This is a genomic window from Bradyrhizobium sp. LTSP885, assembly GCF_000938305.1.
In the GTDB taxonomy this organism is placed as follows: Bacteria; Pseudomonadota; Alphaproteobacteria; order Rhizobiales; family Xanthobacteraceae; genus Bradyrhizobium.
Genome location: NZ_JYMT01000016.1, coordinates 24,202 through 41,444, shown reverse-complemented (window position 1 = coordinate 41,444; position 17,243 = coordinate 24,202). Strand labels below are relative to the sequence as shown.

The following is a 17,243-nucleotide window of genomic DNA, read 5'->3' as shown; positions in this document are numbered from 1 at the left end:
CGAGACGCGCTACGCGCTCCTCAGGATGACGGAAGCGAGAGTCGCGCCCGCCCCCAATCACAGCGACATCTCGATAAGTGGTTGTTATCGCGACGGATAAAACGATCCTCCGATTCTACTATCTCGCGACCGAATCCTGCCACGATTCTCCTTTTTTCGTTCGCGACTATGCAACACTTTGCCGATAGGCATTGGCTTTCGACCGACGCCGGGCGCATCATGTGCGGCGTCGCCGACGAGAGAGTTTTGCAAGAGGCAACGGAGAGTACTGATGACCGAATCGAAGGTTGAGACCGCCAATACTGCAGGCGCCGCGTCGCCGTCCGGCGACGGCCCCAGCGAACTTGCGGTCGCGACCGTCCGCACCGTGCCGATCGAGCAGGCGCAGTCCCGTACCGAGCACGATCTGCTCGGCGAGGATGAGGTGCCCGCCAATGCATTGTGGGGCATCCACACCAAGCGCGCGGTGGTGAACTTTCCGATCACCGGCGTGCCGGTCGGCCATTTCCCGGATTTCGTCCGCGCGCTGGCGCTGGTGAAACAGGCCGCCGCCCGCGCCAACAAGCGGCTCGGCTATCTCTCGCCTGAAAAGGCCGATGCGATCGACAAGGCCTGCATCGCTGTCGCGACCGATAAGGTCTATGCCGAATCCTTCATCGTCGATGCCATTCAGGGTGGCGCCGGCACCTCGACCAACATGAACGCCAACGAGGTGATCGCCAATGTCGCGCTGCGGCTGATGGGCCACAAGCCGGGCGATTACCACGTGCTGCATCCGAACGACGACGTCAACATGGCGCAGTCGACCAATGATGCCTATCCGACCGCGCTGCGGCTCGCGGTGATCTTCGCGACCCAGCCGCTGATGCGCGCGCTCAGCGATCTCGCCTATGCGTTCAAGGGCAAGGCGGTGGAGTTCGCCGACGTCTTGAAGATGGGCCGCACCCAGCTGCAGGATGCGGTGCCGATGACGCTCGGCCAGGAGTTCGATGCCTTCCATGCCACGGTGAAGGAAGACGTCGCGCGGCTGGGCGAGATCTCCGGCCTGTTTCGCGAGGTCAATCTGGGTGCGACGGCGATCGGCACCGGCATCAATGCCGATCCGCGCTATGCGTCGCTCGCGGTCGAGGAGCTGTCGCGGCTGTCCGGCCAGCCGATGGTGCTGGCCTCGAACTTGATCGAGGCGACCTCCGACCTCGGGGCGTTCGTCTTGTTCTCCGGCGTCCTGAAACGCGTCGCGGTCAAGCTGTCGAAGATTTGCAACGATCTGCGGCTGCTGTCATCGGGGCCGCGCACCGGCTTCGGTGAAATCAGGCTGCCGGCGGTGCAGGCCGGCTCCTCGATCATGCCCGGCAAGGTCAATCCGGTGATCCCCGAAGTGGTCAACCAGGTCGCGTTTCTGGTGATCGGGCATGATCTCACGGTGACGATGTGCGCCGAGGGCGGCCAGCTCCAGCTCAACGCCTTCGAGCCGACCATCGGCTATTGCGTGCTGAGCTCGCTTCGCATGCTGACCGCTGCGATCGATACGCTGACCAAACGTTGCGTCGAGGGCATCGAGGCCGACCGCGAGCGCTGCCGCAGCCTGGTGCAGGGCTCGATCGGCCTGATCACGGCGCTGGCGCCGGCGCTCGGCTATGAAGCGAGCTCTCGCGTCGCACGCCGCGCGCTGCAGGAAAACCGCTCGGTTGCCGAGATCGTGCTGGAGGAGAAGCTTCTCACCGAGGAGCAACTCAACGAACTGCTCGAGCTGGAAGCGATGACACGGCCGGCACGCCGGCAGAGCCCGGCGCCGAAGGGGTGAGGGAGCAGCGCTCGCCGCCGAAAATGTCCGTTTGATCGTGACGACCGGACCTGCCGGTTGCGTCGGCAGGTTCGTCATCGCCATTGTGAAGCCGATCACACAATCAAAGAGGACATATGGTAGGATAGGCAACCTTAGATAATTGATTCCGGGGATCCGGCAATCATTGCGAGGGTTTGCCATGGCAACGCCGAACCTGCCGACGCCCGACTTCACGTTCGATCCCGATCAGGCAGGCGCCTGCATTGCCGGCGTGCGTCCCTATCGCAACGGATCATACCGGCTTGATGCGGAGACCATCTCGCAGAAGTTCATCGTGCACAATTATGGCCACGGTGGCGCCGGCATCACGCTGAGCTTCGGTTGCGCCACCAAGGTGCGTGACATCGTCAAGGATCGTCTGGTCGCGAGTCCCGGCGTGACCGAAGTCGCCGTGCTCGGCGCCGGCGTGATGGGGCTGACCGCTGCGACGCTGCTGCTCGATCTCGGGCTGAAGGTTACGATCTACTCGGATCGCGCGCCGCTGGAGACCACGTCCGCCAAGGCCGGCGGCCAGTGGGCCGTCTCGGTGGTGGAATTCGCCGGCAAGGAGCGTGAACTTGCCGACATCGTCAAGGCGGCCTACCGCGAGTTCAAGAGCCGGATCGGGCAGGGCTTCGGTGTGTTCGAGCGGCCGAACTACACCGCCACGCCCTCGCACAATCTGGATATCGTGATCAGTCTCGCGCCGGGACTGATCCCGCCGCGACAATCACTGCCGCGATTGCCGTTCGCGCACCACACCAAGCCCGGCTTCGTCTACCAGACCCTGCTGATCGAGCCGCCGGCCCTGCTTGCCAAGCTGAAGGCGGACCTCGATTTGCGTGGTGTCACCTTCGTGCCGAAGCGGTTCGTCAGCCGCTCGGATATTCTGGCCAATGTGCCGCAGAAGATCATCGTCAATAGCACCGGGCTCGGATCGATGACGCTGTGGAGCGACACCAAGATGATGCCGATCAAGGGGCAGCTGGCGCTGCTTCGGCCGCAGCCGGCGTTGCAATATCTTTACGGCCAGAACGGCTACTTGTTCCCGCGCAGCGATCATGTGGTGATCGGCGGCACCTTCGAGCCGGGCGTCAATAACGAGACACCGGACAAAGCGGTGTGTCAGGGCCTCGTCGATCACATCGCCTCACTGTTCGGCAAGGCGCCGGCCAAGCCGCTGCCCGACAACCATATCCACAATCCCGACCACGCGCCGATCGTCAATCCGGCGATTCCCGAGGTCTAGATGTCTGCAAGTGGCTCCTGAACGGGATCCGGAATAGCGGGAGGCTTTTCCATGGAACATCCGCAGCGTGTCGACGAGCTGTCGCCTTCGGGTACACCTCAATCTGCTGCTGCGGCGCCCCTGGCCGCGGCCGCGCCGCCTGCTGTGGCGGCAACGTCGCTGCCGCCATTGCCCAATCTTCCGGCCAGCGACGTCCAGTTCCTGCGGCCACAGGATCCGCACTACGCCGACCTCCTTCCCGCCGCCAACAAGCTCACGCAATTGGCGCCGGCGCTGCGCGCGGTCTGCAAGACCGAACATGCCGTTGCGGTGATGGTCGATTGGGTGCGCAGCAACGGCCTGAACTTCGCCGTGCGCTGCGGCGGGCATTCCTATGAAGGGCTGTCGCAATCCACCGACGTCGCGATCGACGTGCGCGGATTGCAGCAGATCACGGTCGACAAGGCGTCGAACATCGTGACCGCTGGCTCCGGCGTGTCGCTGTTCGAGCTGTATTCGGCGCTTGCGGCCCAAGGGCTCGCGCTGCAGGCCGGCAGTTGTCCGACCGTCGGCATCTCCGGTCACCTCACCGGCGGCGGCCACGGCCTGCTGGCGCGCTCGCACGGGCTGACTTGCGACGGCCTGCAGCAGGCGACAATCGTCGATGCGCAGGCGAGGACGCTGCAAGCCGATGCCAGTTCGGAGCCGGATCTCTACTGGGCCTGCCGCGGCGGAGGCGGCGGCAGTTTTGGCATCGCCACCGAGTTCAGGATCAGCGTCTTTCCGCTGAAGACCGCATTGGTGTTCGGCGTCTCCTGGACGTTGTCGCGGGCGCATGCCGCGCAATTGTTCGCGGCCTGGCAGGACTGGGCGCCGAACGCGCCGTCGGACATCACCTCGATCATGAAGGTCGGGCCGGCCGGAAATGGCCTGATCAGCATGCGCTGCATCGGCCAATCGGTCGGCAGCGAGAGTGCGTTGCGCACCGAGCTCAAGCATTTGACCTCGCTGCAGGCGCCGTCATCGGCGCTGACGGTACGGTCGCTCGGCTTCCTCGATGCGATCAAGCATTTTGCCGGGCCGCTCGACTACGAGTCGATCCTGATGAAGGCGAAGTCGGACTATGTCCTGACGCCGCTCCCGGCCAGCGGCATCGCCGCGATGATGGCCGCGGTGGCGCCGCTCGCGCCGGGCGCCATCGCGCTGTTGTGCGACTCCTATGGCGGCAAGATCGCCGACGTTGCGGCGGATGCGACGGCGTTTCCGCGCCGCGCCGGCACGCAATACTGTATCCAGTATTTCTCGAGCTGGAGCCGCGCCGCCGACACCGCGACGCATCGGGCGCAGGTCGCCAGGGTCTATGCGGCGATGCGGCCCTTCATGCCCGGCGCGTCCTATGTCAATTACTGCGATCTCGATCTCGACGACTACGCGACCGCCTATTGGGGCGACAACCTTGGCCGCCTGGTCGCGGTGAAACAGCAATACGATCCCGACGATCTGTTCCACCACGCCCAGAGCGTGCCGCTGAGTGTCCCTGACGTGTAAGGCTCAGAGCGTCTTGATGAACTCGATCAGCGCGCGCCGCTCGTCTTCCTTCAACTCCGGGCCGATCACGCCTTGACGCTTCTCGTCGGAAAATTCGTGCCCAATATTGGTGTTACCTTGCTTGGAAGTGTCGAGCAGGAAGCCGTTCTTGATGCTGTCCTTCGAGAGATAGCCGAGATCCTTGGCGTCGTATTCCCGGCCTCCGAGCCAGAACTGCTGCGGCCGATCCTTCACCGGCGACAGCAGCGCGTAGATGGTCGGCACCGAGCCGTTGTGCAAATAGGGCGGCGTCGCCCAGATGCCGTTGAGCGGCCGGACCTTGTAGGCGAGCGGCGCCTGGATGTCGGGCGGCCGGTAGCCGTTGATCCGGTCGCGATCCGCTGGAGGCGCGCTGTTCTGGTCGTACCAAGTGTTGACCGTACTCACGACCACGTCACGCAGCGCAAATCCGAAGCTGTTGTCCTTGATGTTGAGATTAGGCGGCGTCTCGACCGTGCGCGCCGCAAGGCCGTCGGCCTGCGCGCTGTCGGTGCCGATCTGGCTGATCGGTATCATCGCGACGTCGAGCAGCGGCTGGCCCGCGTTGTTCTTGATCCACCGCTTGGTGTCCTTGAACAGCGCGAAGGCTTCGCTCGCCGGCAGCGCCTTGCTGTCGATCGCCGGGCCGTGGCAGCCCTGACAATGCGTCTTGTAGAGATCGCCGCCCTTCTTCGCGAGATCCATGTTGATCGGCGGCAGGATGTTCTCCGGCCATTTCGGCGACGCCAGGCCGCCAAAGCCCTTCTCCTCGCTGGGCGGATCGCCGGCGATCATCCGCTCCATCTCGTACAGCACGTCGATCCGCGCGCTCGACTTGAACAGGCCTTTGGCCGGGTCGAGCAGATTGAGATCGGCGCTGACGCCGAGCGACTCGCCGGCATTGCGCACCATCGGCTGCATGATCGAGCCGTCATATTGCACCCAGCTGAACCACGGCGCGTTCCAGATCCGCGGGAAATGCACCGGCGCTGAATGCGAGGCGTAATTGTTCGGGTTGTTCAGATCGATCGAGAACACCTGGTTGCCGATCCGATTCAGCGCGTCGAGCCGCGCATAGCCCTCCTCGACGCTGTTGGCAGCGACCTTGGTCTCCAGCGAGTTGATGTTGGCATATTGCTTGAGCACCAGGTCGAGCTGGCCGCGTAGCGCCATGCGGTCGTCGAGGCTCACGTCCTTGCCGAGGATCTCATCGGCGAAGCGCGAGAAGCGGCCCGGCCAGAACCGGGTCAGCAGCAGCGACAGACCGACGCCCTTCTGGAATTCGAACAAATTGGTGTTGGCCGGCCCACCGTCGATCACGATCTCGGTGCCGCGATAGGTGAAGCTTCCGGTATGGCAGGCCGCGCAGGTCAGCCCGATCCCGGTCATATCAGCCCCGCTATGCGGATCGCGCCAGGGCGCTCCGTTGGCGTCCAGCATCGCGGTACTTTGCGCAAAGCCGATCGGCAGCGGATCCGGCTTGCCGGGGATCACGGTATCGGGAATGAAGCCGAAGCGGGCGAGATAGTTGGTGTCGCTGAGGGGCGGCGCGGCGGTGAACAGCAGCCAGGGGATCGTCGGCTGCTCCAGCGCCATGAACCATTTATAGGGGATGAGGAAAGTTCGGGTTCCCTGATCGGCATGGTAGAACCAGCTCAGCCGCTCGGTGCTGACCTTCTGGTCCAGCCACACGGTCTTCGCCGGCGGCTGATAGTCGACGGCCTTGACCTGGAAGCTTTCGGCGAGGAATTTCAGATCGTCCTTGAAGTACAAGAGACCCGCGACAGCCAGCAGCCCGATGATAACGATCGTCTTGCGACGCATGCCCCGTCCCCTGATTCGCGGTCACAGCGCGTAGTATTCACGAGATGTTAAAAATCGCCAAAAATCGATTCGCGTCTGGCGTGTATCGGGCCGCGCACCATCCTACAGTCGCGGCGTTTGGCCCAATAGCGGAAATGTCGGCCGGGTGTGAACGAGTTCACCCTTGGCGGCCCGGCCGCGGCGGCATTTGCGCGCATCGCGACGCAAAGCTAAAATGGCCGACCAGTCTTTCCCGAGGCACCGCTTGAACGCCGCCGCCGCGCAACAGCTCACCATGGCAGTCTCGGACGACACCACGGTGTCCGCGCTGTTGCTGCGCCCACCGCATGCGCGCGCGGCATACGTCTTTGCCCATGGCGCGGGTGCCGGCATGACGCATGCGTCGATGGAGGAAATCGCCGTGGGTCTTGCCGGACGCGGCATCGCGACGCTGCGCTATCAGTTCCCCTACATGGAGAAAGGCAGCAAGCGGCCCGATCCCCCGGCCATCGCGCAGGCGACCGTGCGATCAGCGGTCGCGGAGGCGGCGCGCCGTTGCGGTGACCTGCCGCTGTTCGCCGGCGGCAAATCGTTTGGCGGCCGCATGACCTCGCAGGCCCAGGCGAAGGCGCCGCTCGCTGATGTGCGCGGGCTGGTGTTCCTCGGCTTTCCCCTGCATCCCGCCGGCAAGCCGTCGCGCGAGCGGGCGAAGCATCTCGCCGAGGTCGAGGTTCCGATGCTGTTCCTGCAGGGGACGCGCGATGCGCTGGCGGAACTCGATCTGCTCGAGCCCGTGGTGAAGGGGCTGGGAGCGCCGGCAACGCTGCATCTGGTTGGCGAGGCCGACCATTCCTTCCATGTGCTCAAGCGCTCCGGCCGCGACGACCGCGAGGTGCTGGCCGAGGTGCTGGATACCTTCGCGGCGTGGGTGACAAGACCTTTGTAGCCCGGATGGAGCGAAGCGCAATCCGGGGTAGCTATCCGCTGTGACACCGTTCCGGATTACGCTTCGCTCCATCCGGGCTACGGCGATTGAAATCCCTACGCCGCACCGCCATAGATCCGGTCGCGCAGCCGGCGCATGCCGGATAGCCAGCGGTCGCGATTGGCGGCCTTGCGTTGCACGTAGTCCTGCACCTGCGGATGCGAGAGGATCAGGAAGCGTTCCTCGTCCATCGCCTCGATCACTATCCTCGCGACCTCGCTTGCCTGCAGCACGCCGTCGACGCGGGCCGCACTCGGGCCCGGCGTGGTCATGCCGGTCTGCACCGATTGCGGGCAGAGCACGGAGATGCGGATGCCGCGGTCGCCGTACTGGATCGCGAGATGTTCGGCGAGCGCGACCGCGGCGTTCTTGGTCACCCCGTAGGGCATCGAGTTCAGCGAGGCCAAAAGCCCCGCGGCCGAGGCGGTGTTGAGGAGGTACCCCGAGCCGCGCGCGAGCATGCCGGGTACCAGGGCGCGTGCCGCGAACACGTGGCTCATCACATGCACCCGCCAGCTCTCATCCCAGTCGGCATCCGATGCCGTTTCCTGCCCTTTGCGCGACAATCCGGCATTGGAGAAGAAAATATCGACCGGGCCATATTTATCTTCGGCGGCGGCGATCAGTCCCTTGACGTCCTCCTCGAGCCCGACATCCCCGGTCACCGCCAGCCCATCGATATCGCCGGCGACGCCGGCGAGCCGATCGCGCGAGGTCTTGAGGTCGGCGACCACGACGCCGCGCGCGCCGGCCTCGGCATAGGCCCGCGCCACTGCTTCGCCGATGCCGCTTGCGCCGCCGGTGACGACGCAGACCTTGTCCCTGACTTGCATGGTGCGAATGTCCTGCTTGTTATCGTCGAACGTGAATTGTCAGCCCTGATAGAGTCCCTTGTCACGCGCCTTCTGGATCGCCAGCGCCGCCATCACATCGAGCATCGGGGTGGCGAGGGCGGCGGCGCGCGCGAACGCGGCGGGCGCACGGACCAGCACGTCGATCTCCATGGCGCGGCCGAGCTCGAAATCCTGCAGGATCGACGGCTTGTGGTCGGGCGCCGGGCCGCTGCGGGTGACGCGCTTGACCGCGGGGATGTAGTGCGTCGCAACCGCATTGGCTTCGTCGAGCAGGCGCGGGATCACCGCCTGCATCGCCGGATCGTCGCGCACCGCGCGTGCGGTCAGCCCGGTCAGCAGGCACAGCACCGACATCGACATGTTGGTGAGCAGCTTTGACCAGATCGTTTCGCGAATCTCCGTCACCTCGGGCGATTCGATGGAGGCCTCATTGAGTGCTGCGCGCAAGCGGGCGATGCGTTCGCTCTGGCGATCGTCGCATTCGCCGATCAGGAGGCGGTTGCGCTCCGGCGAGAGGTTGGCGGCGACGCCGGGCGCAATCACCTCGTTGGACGAGAAGATCACGCCGCCTATGATCCGCTCCTTCGGCACCGCCGCGCGCAGGCGTCCGTCGGGATCGAGGAAGCCAAGGTCGGGAATGGCAGGATGATGCGTCGGCAGGCCGAGATCGTACCACCAGGGGATACCGTTTTGCGCGACCACGATGGCCGTGTCGGCGTGCAGCAGCGGCGCGAGGCCGGTCGCGAGCGCGCCGATGCCGGTGGCCTTCAACGTGCTGATGATGACGTCTTGCGGCCCGAGATCGGCCGGATCGGCGGAGGCCTTCACCTTCGCCGTGAAGTCGCGGTCGCCGACCCTGAGCGTCAGGCCATTAGCTCTGACCGCGTCGAGATGCGGCCCGCGCATCACACAAGCCACGTCGTGTCCGGCCCGCGCCAGCCGGACCGCAAAATGGCTCCCGACGGCGCCCGCGCCGAAAATGCAAATGCGCATGGATGTAATAATTCCCTGGAAAGTGGAACGCTAGTTTCCACAGGCGCGCGGTCTCGCGCAACTGGTCATGCGCGTGGCGCGGCCCGGCGCGCCGGAAAGTGATGGATCACCCCACATGCTCTCCGCCATAGTGCCGTTACGAGATGCCGAATGAGGGAGAAACGTCCATGCCGGCCAGCCCAGTCCTGTGGAGCCTTGATGCGCGCGGGGTCGCGACCGTCACGCTGAACCGTCCGGAGGTCAACAACGCCTATGACGGCGCCCTGATCCAGGGTGTGCTGACGGCGATCGATGAGCTCTCGACCAAGCCGCTGCGAATCGTGGTGCTGAAGGGCAACGGCAAGCATTTCCAGGCCGGCGCCGATCTGAAATGGATCAACAGCGTGCGGCCGCAGTCGGCTGAGGAGAATGAGGCAGCGTCGCGGGCGACCTTCGAGGCCGTGCAGCGGCTCAATACACTGCCGGTTCCGACCGTCGCACTGGTGCAGGGCGGCTGCTTCGGCGGCGGCACCGGCGTGATCGCGGGTTGCGATGTGGTGATCGCGGCCGACAATGCGCTGTTCTCGATCACCGAGGTGCGTTGGGGGTTAACGGCGGCGATCATCATCCCGCAGCTTTGCGACGCCATCGGCGTGCGTCAGGTGCGCCGTTACGCGCTGACCGGCGAGCGCTTCGGCGCCGAGGACGCGCGCCGCATCGGCCTCGTGCACGAGGTGGTGCCGCTGGCTGAGCTCGAGAGCGCCGGTGCGAAAGTGGTGGAGCAGTTGCTGGCGAATGCGCCGGATGCGCTGACGGAGACAAAACGGCTCGCGATGGAGAGTTCGTTCGGCGGCATGGCCGTCGACGATGAGGCCTACAAGCGCCTCGTCCGCCTGCATTCGGCCAAGCGGCAGACCGCGGAGGCGGCTGAAGGTCTTGCCTCCTTTGCCGAGAAGCGCGCCGGCCGATGGGCAGGCACGGCTTAGGGCTTGCAGCACCTGCTCAGCAGCCGCGGCAGATGCTGTGCATGCTGCGGTAGACCTCTTCGTCATCCCGCCGCATCTGCTGCAGCGATTCCATTGGTCTGGTATCGAAGATGGGTTCCGGCTTGCGCTTGGCGGCCAGCGCGGCTTCCTGACGCTGGTAGCAGGCTTCGCGTTCGGTCTTCGCCTGGATGAAGCGGCATTGCTCGACTTCTGCAAAAGCAGGGGCCGCGCCGCCTGTCACACCGATCGCGACGGCGACAAGTACGTGCATTCTTGATCCCATGGTCACTCCCGCGAACCGCGCATGATCCCTTGTATAGCCTCCCGCCATGCGCCTTGACGACGGTAAGGTCGGCGATCAGCCCAACCCGATGCCCTCGCCATCTTGCCCGAGATCCGGATATCGTCGCCGGCGGGGTCGACTCGAATTCCGGGTTTCCACGGAGGTTCCCTTAAGAGTTCAATCACCACCCGCCATTATGGTTACGACAATTGTCACGCCATGGTGTTGAATGCACAGACAAGTCTTGGGATTTTGGAAAGCCGGATCCATCGTCGCGGCGTCAGCGCTGCTGGTCCTGCATCCAGTTGCCGCTTCGCCTCGATTGGTTTCACTGGCCTTCAACTCTCAGTTGCAGAGCCCGCAGCAAATGGGGGCCGATGAGCTTCGTCAGAAGCTGACGGCGGCGGCCGGCAAGCGCATTGTCCTGGACGAACGCGCCACCAACGCACTCGGGAGCGAGAACGTCATCCTCGCGGCGACCCAGAGCGGCGCCGTCGACGTGTCGGTGCTGTCGGGTTCGGTGGTCAGTGCGGTGGTCCCCGAACTCGGTGTGTTCGACATTCCCTTCCTGTTCCGCGACGCGGCTCACGCCAAGGCCGTGGCTCAAGGTCCGGTCGGCGCGGCGATCGCCGCCAAATTCGCCGACAAGGGACTGACGCTGCTGGCAATCGGCCGACAGGGCTTTCGAAACGTCACGAATTCCAAACGGCCGATTCGCTCGCCCGAGGATATCAAGGGCCTGAAGATTCGTGTCATTCCGAACCCGATCTATCAGATGACGTTCAAGGCGCTCGGCGCCGAAGTGGTCCCGATGGAATTTCCGCTGGTCTATAACGCGCTGAAGGATGGTCGGCTCGATGGTCAGGAAAATCCGGTGCCGACCATTGCCGGCTCCCGGCTTTATGAAGTCCAAAAATACCTCACCATGACCGGTCACTTCTTCGCGCCGATCGTGTTCATTGCCAACCGCGCCACGTTCGAGCAACTCGCTCCGGCCGACCAGGCCGCGCTGATCGCGGGCGCCAAGGCGGGGGCGGAGGTGACCTGGCAGGCGCAGCTCGATGCTGCCTCGCTCGAACAGGTGCGCAGCAACGGCATGGACGTCATCGAGAAAGTCGAGCGCCAGCCCTTCATCGATGCGGTCAAGACGCTCGATCCTGAATTCGAGAAGCGATTTGGCAAGGATCTGCTGGTCGCCATCCGCTCCACTCAATAAAGAATGCTGGAATTCCCATGAAGTTGTCGCACTTGATGTCCTCGATCGGTGTCCGTCCGCGTGTGTTTGGCGGCTTCGCGCTGGTCCTGAGCTTTCTGGTCCTGCTGGCGGGCTTCGCCACGGTACAGGTCCAGCAGATCGGCGGAACGGTCAACGAACTCGTCACCAGCGCGGCTGGAGACGCCGGTATGTCGCAGACGCGCGCCGCGCTTTTGAGTGCGAACTCCGCGGTCGAGAAGTTCATCCGGACCTGGAATGTCGGCGACAAGGATGCCGCAGCCAAGGCGATCGACGGCGTCGGCAAATTGGCCGACCAGGTCGACCAGCAATTCGGCAAGTTGCAAGCGATCGCGGAAGGCATCGGCCCGGTCAAGTCCGCGCTGGAGACCTATCGTTCGTCGTTCACTGCGGCCGCGGATGCCGCGGATCGTCTGCGCGCGGCCGCCACGAAAACAGACGCCCAGGGCGCGATTGCGGGACTCAATGTCGGCGGCATTCAGGTCGCCCTCGCCAACCGGTCCGATGATGCGGAACGGCTTGTCAACCCGATGCGGCTGGCCGGCGTTGTCGACATGTTGCGGATCACCGTGATGCGCTATGGGGCCACCTTGTCGACGAGCGATGCCGACGACGCCAAGCAGGCGTTGTCCTACGTCCAGATGGCCATCGCAGACACCGAGGCTGAGATTGCAGCGGCGGACGACGCCAAACTGAAGGCGCTGGTCACAACACTCAAGATCGCAATCGCCGCCGATGCGGCGGCGCTGGATGAGGTGATCAAGGTCGCCGGCGATCTGCGCACAAGGCAGGCCGAACTGAAGCAGGCAAGTGCTGCGATCGACGACCAGGTCAACAAGATCAATGCCAAGCTTGGGACCGTGCGCGCCGAGCAGGGTAACAAGACCGCGGCAGCGGTCGATCAGACCAAGCAGACCGTACTCGCGACGGCGGCCGGCGCGCTGCTGCTCGGAGCGGTCCTGGCATGGCTGATCGGCGCCAGCGTATCCGGCCCGATTCGCGGCATGACCGACCGGATGCAATCGCTGGCGGCAGGCGAACTCGATGAACCGATCCCGGGCGGTGAATCCCGCGACGAGATCGGCCGCATGGCGCGTGCCGTCGAGGTGTTCCGCGAAAACGCATTGGCGGTTCGCCGCATGGAGCGCGAGGCCACAGCGCAGCGCGAAGCCACCGAGGCCGATCGCGCCCGCATGATGTCGGATCTCGCCGGCCGCTTCGAGCAGGGCATGCAGGGGGTCATTGCCGGCGTCGGCGGCCGCGCCGACGAGATGGGCCGCAGCGCCGAGGAGTTGGCAAAGGTCGCAGAGCGCGGTCGCGGGCTCGCCGAAGCCGTCGCGACCCGCGCCGAGCAGGCGTCGATGAACGTGCAGACCGTCGCCTCCGCCACGCAGCAACTCTCGGCCTCGATCCGTGAAATCTCGAGCCAGGTGCAGCGCTCCGTCGCGGTGTCGAACCGGGCGACCGATGAGACCAACCGGACGTCCGATTTGATCCACGGGCTGTCGGATGCGGCGGAAAAGATCGGCACCATCATTGCGTTGATTCAGGCCATCGCTAGCCAGACCAATCTGCTGGCGCTGAACGCGACCATCGAAGCGGCGCGGGCCGGTGATGCCGGCAGGGGCTTCGCGATCGTTGCCAGCGAGGTGAAGAATCTCGCCACCCAGACGGCGGAGGCGACCAAGCAGATCGCCAGCCAGATCGCGACGATCCAGGGCGCGACCGGCCAGTCGGTCGAGGCAATCACGCAGTTCGGCTCCACCGTCAGGGAAATGGCTGACATCGCCACCGCGATCGCCGCGGCGGTCGAGCAGCAGGGCGCTGCAACGGGCGAGATCGCGCGCAACGTCGAAGAGGCCGCCAACGGCACCTCGGCAGTGACTCAGGAAATCGGTCAGGTGCGCGCGGTGGCGGGCGAGACCGATGCTGGCGCCGAGGCCGCCCTTACGGCGGCTGCGGCCCTGAAGCAGCAGGCGGATTCGATGAAGTCGAACGTCGACGACTTCCTCCATACCATCCGCTCGGCCGCCTGAGTTCCAGGCCACAAGACCAGCGTCGCGTCACAGCGATTGCGACAGCGACGTCTTCAGTGTCTTGAGCAGCGCCTGCACCGCGGCGGCATCGATGCGGCGTTCGGGAACGGCGGCCTTCACCCACAGTTCCGGGATCGGAAATTCCTTGAGCACCGGCCGCAACGCGCCGTCGCGCAGCGCGTCCGCGACCAGATAATGCGAGATCAGCGCGATGCCGTTGCCGGCGATCGCGCTTTGCGTCAGCACCCGGCCCTCGTTCGAAGAGAGATACGGCCGCACCTGGATGTTGATGCGGCCGCGCGGCCCCTCGAACGGCCATTCCGGCCCGGTCGGCAGGAAGCTGAGGCAGCGATGATCGACCAGGTCGCGCGGATGCTTCGGTGTACCGTGTGTCTTGAGATAGGCCGGCGAGGCGCATACCAACCGCGGCAGCCGGCACAGCGGCTCGTCGACCACGCCGCCAAAGGAATGCGGGAAAGCACCGATCGCAATGTCGAAGCCTTCGGTCACCGGATCGACCGGACGATCGACCATTACGATTTCGAGCTTCACGCTCGGGTTCTGGGTCTGGAACGTGGTGAAGGCTTCCGCCAGCCGCGCGACGGTCAGCGATGTCGGTGCCTTGACGCGCAGATGATCGGTGAGATCGCGATCCTTCTCGCCCATCCGCGACAAGAGATCGCCGACGTCGGCGACGACGCCCCGTGCGCGATGAACATATTGCTGGCCGGCTTCGGTCAGCCGCAATTGGCGGGTCGAGCGATGAAACAGCGCGGTGCCGATCCGCTCCTCCAACTGCGTGACGCGCTTGGCGACCACCGATGTCGCGACGTTGAGTTTTCGCGCGGCAGCGGAGAAGCCGCCGGCATCGGCGGTGGTGAGGAAGGCTTCGAGGTTGACCAGCGTGTCCATGATCTTTCTCGATTCGAGAAAGCTGATTACATAATTTGGTGGATTGTACTCCAATTCGCATCAATTCATAGTTGGCTCAATCAAACTGGTTCAGGGCGGAAATTGCGAATGGCGGCGAGCACGATCGAAGAGCCTGCGCGGCAGGTCCCCCTTTACGGCGAATATGACGTGGTCGTGCTCGGCGGCGGGCCGGCCGGCATCACGGCGGCTGTCGCCGCGGCGCGCGCCGGACGACGGACGCTGCTGATCGAGCGTTACGGATTCCTCGGCGGCATGGGCACCGCGGCGGGGGTGACAAATTTCTGCGGGCTGCACGCCAACCTCTTCGGCGAGATGCATCGGGTGGTGCAGGGCATCGCCTCCGAGTTGCTTGAGCGGATCGACCGGCTCGGCGGACTGAACGCGCCGCATCTGATCCTCGGCAAAATCCTTGCGCAGGCCTATGACACCGCGGCCTACAAGATCGCGGCTGACGACCTGCTGGCGCATCACAAGGTCGACATTCTGTTCCACGCCCTCGGCGCGGGTGTCGTGATGGATGGCCCGCGCATCCGCGCGCTGATGGTCGAGACCAAGGCCGGCCGGCAGGCCGTATTGGCCAGCATCTTCATCGATTGCTCGGGCGACGGCGACCTCGCGGTCTGGGCCGGTGCGCCCTACGAAGTCGGCGACAACGCGGGCGGCATGCTCTACCCCTCGATGATGTTCCGCCTCAACGGCATCGATCCGGTGAAGGCAGGCGACGCGTGGCGGACCATCCCGGCGCTGATGGCAGCGGCCGAGGCAGCGGGGACCCACAAATTCCCGCGCAAATCCGCGATCGTGCGGCCGCAGAAATCGCAGATCGAATGGCGGGTGAATTTCACGCAAGTGACGCGACGCGACGGCGGCGCGATTTCCGGCATCGATCCTGACGACATGACGCGCGGCGAGATCGAGGGCCGCCGCCAGGCGGTCGAGGCCTTCGCGTTCCTGCGCACGGTGCCGGGTTTCGAAAACTCCTACATCGTCGACCTGCCGCCGCAGCTCGGTATCCGTGAAACACGGCGGGTGATCGGCGGCTACATGCTATCAGGCGAGGACGTGCTGGGCTGCGCCTCGTTTACGGATTCGATCGGCGTCAACGGCTGGCCGAAGGAATCCCATGTCCCGGGTGATGTGATCTTCGAGTTTCCGCCGATCCCGGAATCCCGCGGCTACAACGAATTGCCGTATCGCATGCTGGTGCCCGAGGGCGTCGACAATCTCTTGATGGCCGGCCGCTGCGCCTCGATGACCCATGAGGGGCAATCGGCGGCGCGGGTTTCAGGGGCCTGTTTCGTGATGGGTGAGGCGGCGGGAACCGCGGCCGCGCTGGCGCTGTCGGGCAATACGATTCCGCGCGACATTTCCGTCGAAAAGTTGCAACAACAGCTCAACGCGCAGGGGGCTTTCATCGGCCGCGATCAGGCTGTGCCTGCGGGACTTTAGAATGCGCGCGTCCGTTGTTACGGGCCGCGCCGGGTCGGAGGAAGCGGAATGAGGAGTTGGGCGCGGCTTGCAGTGGCGGGNGGGTCTGCTGGCGTGGGCTGCGAGCGGCGTCGCGCAAGCCGATGGTCTCCTGAAGGCCCGGGTTGGCGTGCTGCGCCTGTCGTCCTCTGCGCCGGTGTTCATCGCGCAGGACAAGGGCTATTTTCGCGACGCCGGCCTCGATGTCGAGCTGAAATTCTTCGACGCGGCGCAGCCGATCGCGGTTGCGACCACCTCCGGCGATATCGATGTCGGCATCACCGCATTCACCGCTGGTCTGTATAATCTGGCCGGCAAGGGCACGCTGAAGGTGATCGGCGGCATGAGCCGCGAAAAGGCCGGCTATCCCCTGATCGGCTATTTCGCCAGCAACAACGCCTATGCCGCGGGGCTGAAGTCGCCGAAGGATCTCGCGGGCAAGCGCGTGGCGGTGACCCAGGTCGGCTCCAGCTTCCATTATTCGCTCGGCCTGCTCGCCGACAAATACGGCTTCAAGCTGTCGGACGTGAGGGTCATACCGCTGCAGTCGCTGTCGAATGCGGCCGCGGCGCTGAAGGGCGAGACCGTGGATGCAGCCCTATTGCCGATTTCGACAGCGCGGACGTTGATGGATTCCAACGGCGCGAAGTTTTTAGGTTGGGTCGGCGACGAGACGCCGTGGCAGTTAGGCGCCGTATTCGCCTCGCCGAAGACGCTGACCAATGCGCCGCTGGTGACCAAGCTGCTCGCCGCGCTGGTCCGCGCCGATCGCGAATATCACGACGTCATCCTCGCCGCGGTCAAGGACGGCAAGGCCCCGATCGACGAGACAACAAAACCGCTGCTCGAGATCATCGCCAAATACACCAACCTGCCGGTCGAGCAGGTGGTGGGCAACTGCGCCTATGTCGATCCGGGCGGGAAGCTGGACGTAAAGAACGTCGACAATCAGATCAAGTGGCTGCAGGAGCAGGGTTTCGTCGACAAGGGTTTTGATGCGAGTGCGATCATCGCCAGGGATTATGTGAAGGCGGATTGATGCGGATATGCAACCAGTCGTCATTGCGAGCG

General features: G+C 64.7%; 14 protein-coding genes. 9 read left to right on the top strand and 5 right to left on the bottom strand.

The window, feature by feature from the left end:
• Positions 1-271: 271 nt before the first annotated feature.
• From UP09_RS10400 to UP09_RS10390, 3 genes are all read left to right on the top strand, one after another.
• Positions 272-1,804: an aspartate ammonia-lyase gene (locus tag UP09_RS10400; RefSeq protein WP_082070081.1), complete on the top strand. Its 1,533-nt coding sequence runs from the start codon at positions 272-274 to the stop codon at positions 1,802-1,804.
• A 181-nt stretch (positions 1,805-1,985) separates the two neighbouring features.
• Entirely contained in the window at positions 1,986-3,074 is a 1,089-nt protein-coding gene (locus UP09_RS10395; RefSeq protein WP_044538058.1) for an FAD-dependent oxidoreductase, read from the top strand.
• Between the two features lie 51 nt (positions 3,075-3,125).
• A complete protein-coding gene (locus UP09_RS10390) occupies positions 3,126-4,601 on the top strand; it encodes an FAD-binding oxidoreductase (protein WP_044538057.1) in 1,476 nt (491 codons plus the stop codon).
• 3 nt (positions 4,602-4,604) lie between these two features.
• On the opposite strand, the gene UP09_RS10385 is transcribed toward UP09_RS10390, so the two are convergent.
• Positions 4,605-6,443 carry a di-heme-cytochrome C peroxidase gene (locus UP09_RS10385; RefSeq protein WP_044538056.1) on the bottom strand — a complete coding sequence of 613 codons (1,839 nt, stop codon included), beginning with the start codon at positions 6,441-6,443 and terminating at the stop codon, positions 4,605-4,607.
• Between the two features lie 244 nt (positions 6,444-6,687).
• On the opposite strand from UP09_RS10385, the gene UP09_RS10380 reads away from it, so the two are divergent.
• Positions 6,688-7,368, top strand: coding sequence for an alpha/beta hydrolase family protein (locus tag UP09_RS10380; protein WP_082070083.1), 681 nt, complete (start codon positions 6,688-6,690; stop codon positions 7,366-7,368).
• A gap of 95 nt (positions 7,369-7,463) precedes the next feature.
• Here the strand turns inward: UP09_RS10380 and UP09_RS10375 are convergent, their stop codons facing one another.
• Entirely contained in the window at positions 7,464-8,240 is a 777-nt protein-coding gene (locus UP09_RS10375) for an SDR family oxidoreductase (protein ID WP_044538054.1), read from the bottom strand.
• 39 nt (positions 8,241-8,279) lie between these two features.
• Positions 8,280-9,254 carry a ketopantoate reductase family protein gene (locus UP09_RS10370; protein WP_044538053.1) on the bottom strand — a complete coding sequence of 325 codons (975 nt, stop codon included), beginning with the start codon at positions 9,252-9,254 and terminating at the stop codon, positions 8,280-8,282.
• Positions 9,255-9,421: 167 nt separating this feature from the next.
• Here UP09_RS10370 and UP09_RS10365 point away from each other — a divergent pair, with 167 nt between their 5' ends.
• A complete protein-coding gene (locus UP09_RS10365; RefSeq protein WP_044538052.1) occupies positions 9,422-10,219 on the top strand; it encodes an enoyl-CoA hydratase-related protein in 798 nt (265 codons plus the stop codon).
• A gap of 16 nt (positions 10,220-10,235) precedes the next feature.
• Here the strand turns inward: UP09_RS10365 and UP09_RS10360 are convergent, their stop codons facing one another.
• Positions 10,236-10,490: a hypothetical protein gene (locus tag UP09_RS10360; protein WP_044538051.1), complete on the bottom strand. Its 255-nt coding sequence runs from the start codon at positions 10,488-10,490 to the stop codon at positions 10,236-10,238.
• A gap of 241 nt (positions 10,491-10,731) precedes the next feature.
• Between UP09_RS10360 and UP09_RS10355 the strand changes: the two genes are divergently transcribed.
• A complete protein-coding gene (locus tag UP09_RS10355; protein WP_044538050.1) occupies positions 10,732-11,718 on the top strand; it encodes a TRAP transporter substrate-binding protein in 987 nt (328 codons plus the stop codon).
• A gap of 17 nt (positions 11,719-11,735) precedes the next feature.
• Positions 11,736-13,772, top strand: coding sequence for a methyl-accepting chemotaxis protein (locus tag UP09_RS10350; RefSeq protein ID WP_044538049.1), 2,037 nt, complete (start codon positions 11,736-11,738; stop codon positions 13,770-13,772).
• A 27-nt stretch (positions 13,773-13,799) separates the two neighbouring features.
• Here the strand turns inward: UP09_RS10350 and UP09_RS10345 are convergent, their stop codons facing one another.
• A complete protein-coding gene (locus tag UP09_RS10345; RefSeq protein WP_044538048.1) occupies positions 13,800-14,684 on the bottom strand; it encodes a LysR family transcriptional regulator in 885 nt (294 codons plus the stop codon).
• 108 nt (positions 14,685-14,792) lie between these two features.
• On the opposite strand from UP09_RS10345, the gene UP09_RS10340 reads away from it, so the two are divergent.
• Entirely contained in the window at positions 14,793-16,154 is a 1,362-nt protein-coding gene (locus UP09_RS10340) for an FAD-dependent oxidoreductase (RefSeq protein ID WP_044538047.1), read from the top strand.
• Between the two features lie 81 nt (positions 16,155-16,235).
• On the top strand, positions 16,236-17,211 hold a 976-nt coding region (locus UP09_RS10335; protein ID WP_156164550.1), incomplete at its 5' end, for an ABC transporter substrate-binding protein.
• Positions 17,212-17,243: the final 32 nt, after the last annotated feature.

Coding starts and splice junctions, on each gene's coding strand:
- UP09_RS10350 (WP_044538049.1), top strand. CDS start 11,736: ATGAAGTTGTCGCACTTGATGTCCTCGATCGGTGTCCGTCCGCGTGTG.
- UP09_RS10340 (WP_044538047.1), top strand. CDS start 14,793: ATGGCGGCGAGCACGATCGAAGAGCCTGCGCGGCAGGTCCCCCTTTAC.
- UP09_RS10385 (WP_044538056.1), bottom strand. CDS start 6,443: ATGCGTCGCAAGACGATCGTTATCATCGGGCTGCTGGCTGTCGCGGGT.
- UP09_RS10355 (WP_044538050.1), top strand. CDS start 10,732: ATGCACAGACAAGTCTTGGGATTTTGGAAAGCCGGATCCATCGTCGCG.
- UP09_RS10375 (WP_044538054.1), bottom strand. CDS start 8,240: ATGCAAGTCAGGGACAAGGTCTGCGTCGTCACCGGCGGCGCAAGCGGC.
- UP09_RS10345 (WP_044538048.1), bottom strand. CDS start 14,684: ATGGACACGCTGGTCAACCTCGAAGCCTTCCTCACCACCGCCGATGCC.
- UP09_RS10390 (WP_044538057.1), top strand. CDS start 3,126: ATGGAACATCCGCAGCGTGTCGACGAGCTGTCGCCTTCGGGTACACCT.
- UP09_RS10400 (WP_082070081.1), top strand. CDS start 272: ATGACCGAATCGAAGGTTGAGACCGCCAATACTGCAGGCGCCGCGTCG.
- UP09_RS10360 (WP_044538051.1), bottom strand. CDS start 10,490: ATGCACGTACTTGTCGCCGTCGCGATCGGTGTGACAGGCGGCGCGGCC.
- UP09_RS10365 (WP_044538052.1), top strand. CDS start 9,422: ATGCCGGCCAGCCCAGTCCTGTGGAGCCTTGATGCGCGCGGGGTCGCG.
- UP09_RS10395 (WP_044538058.1), top strand. CDS start 1,986: ATGGCAACGCCGAACCTGCCGACGCCCGACTTCACGTTCGATCCCGAT.
- UP09_RS10370 (WP_044538053.1), bottom strand. CDS start 9,254: ATGCGCATTTGCATTTTCGGCGCGGGCGCCGTCGGGAGCCATTTTGCG.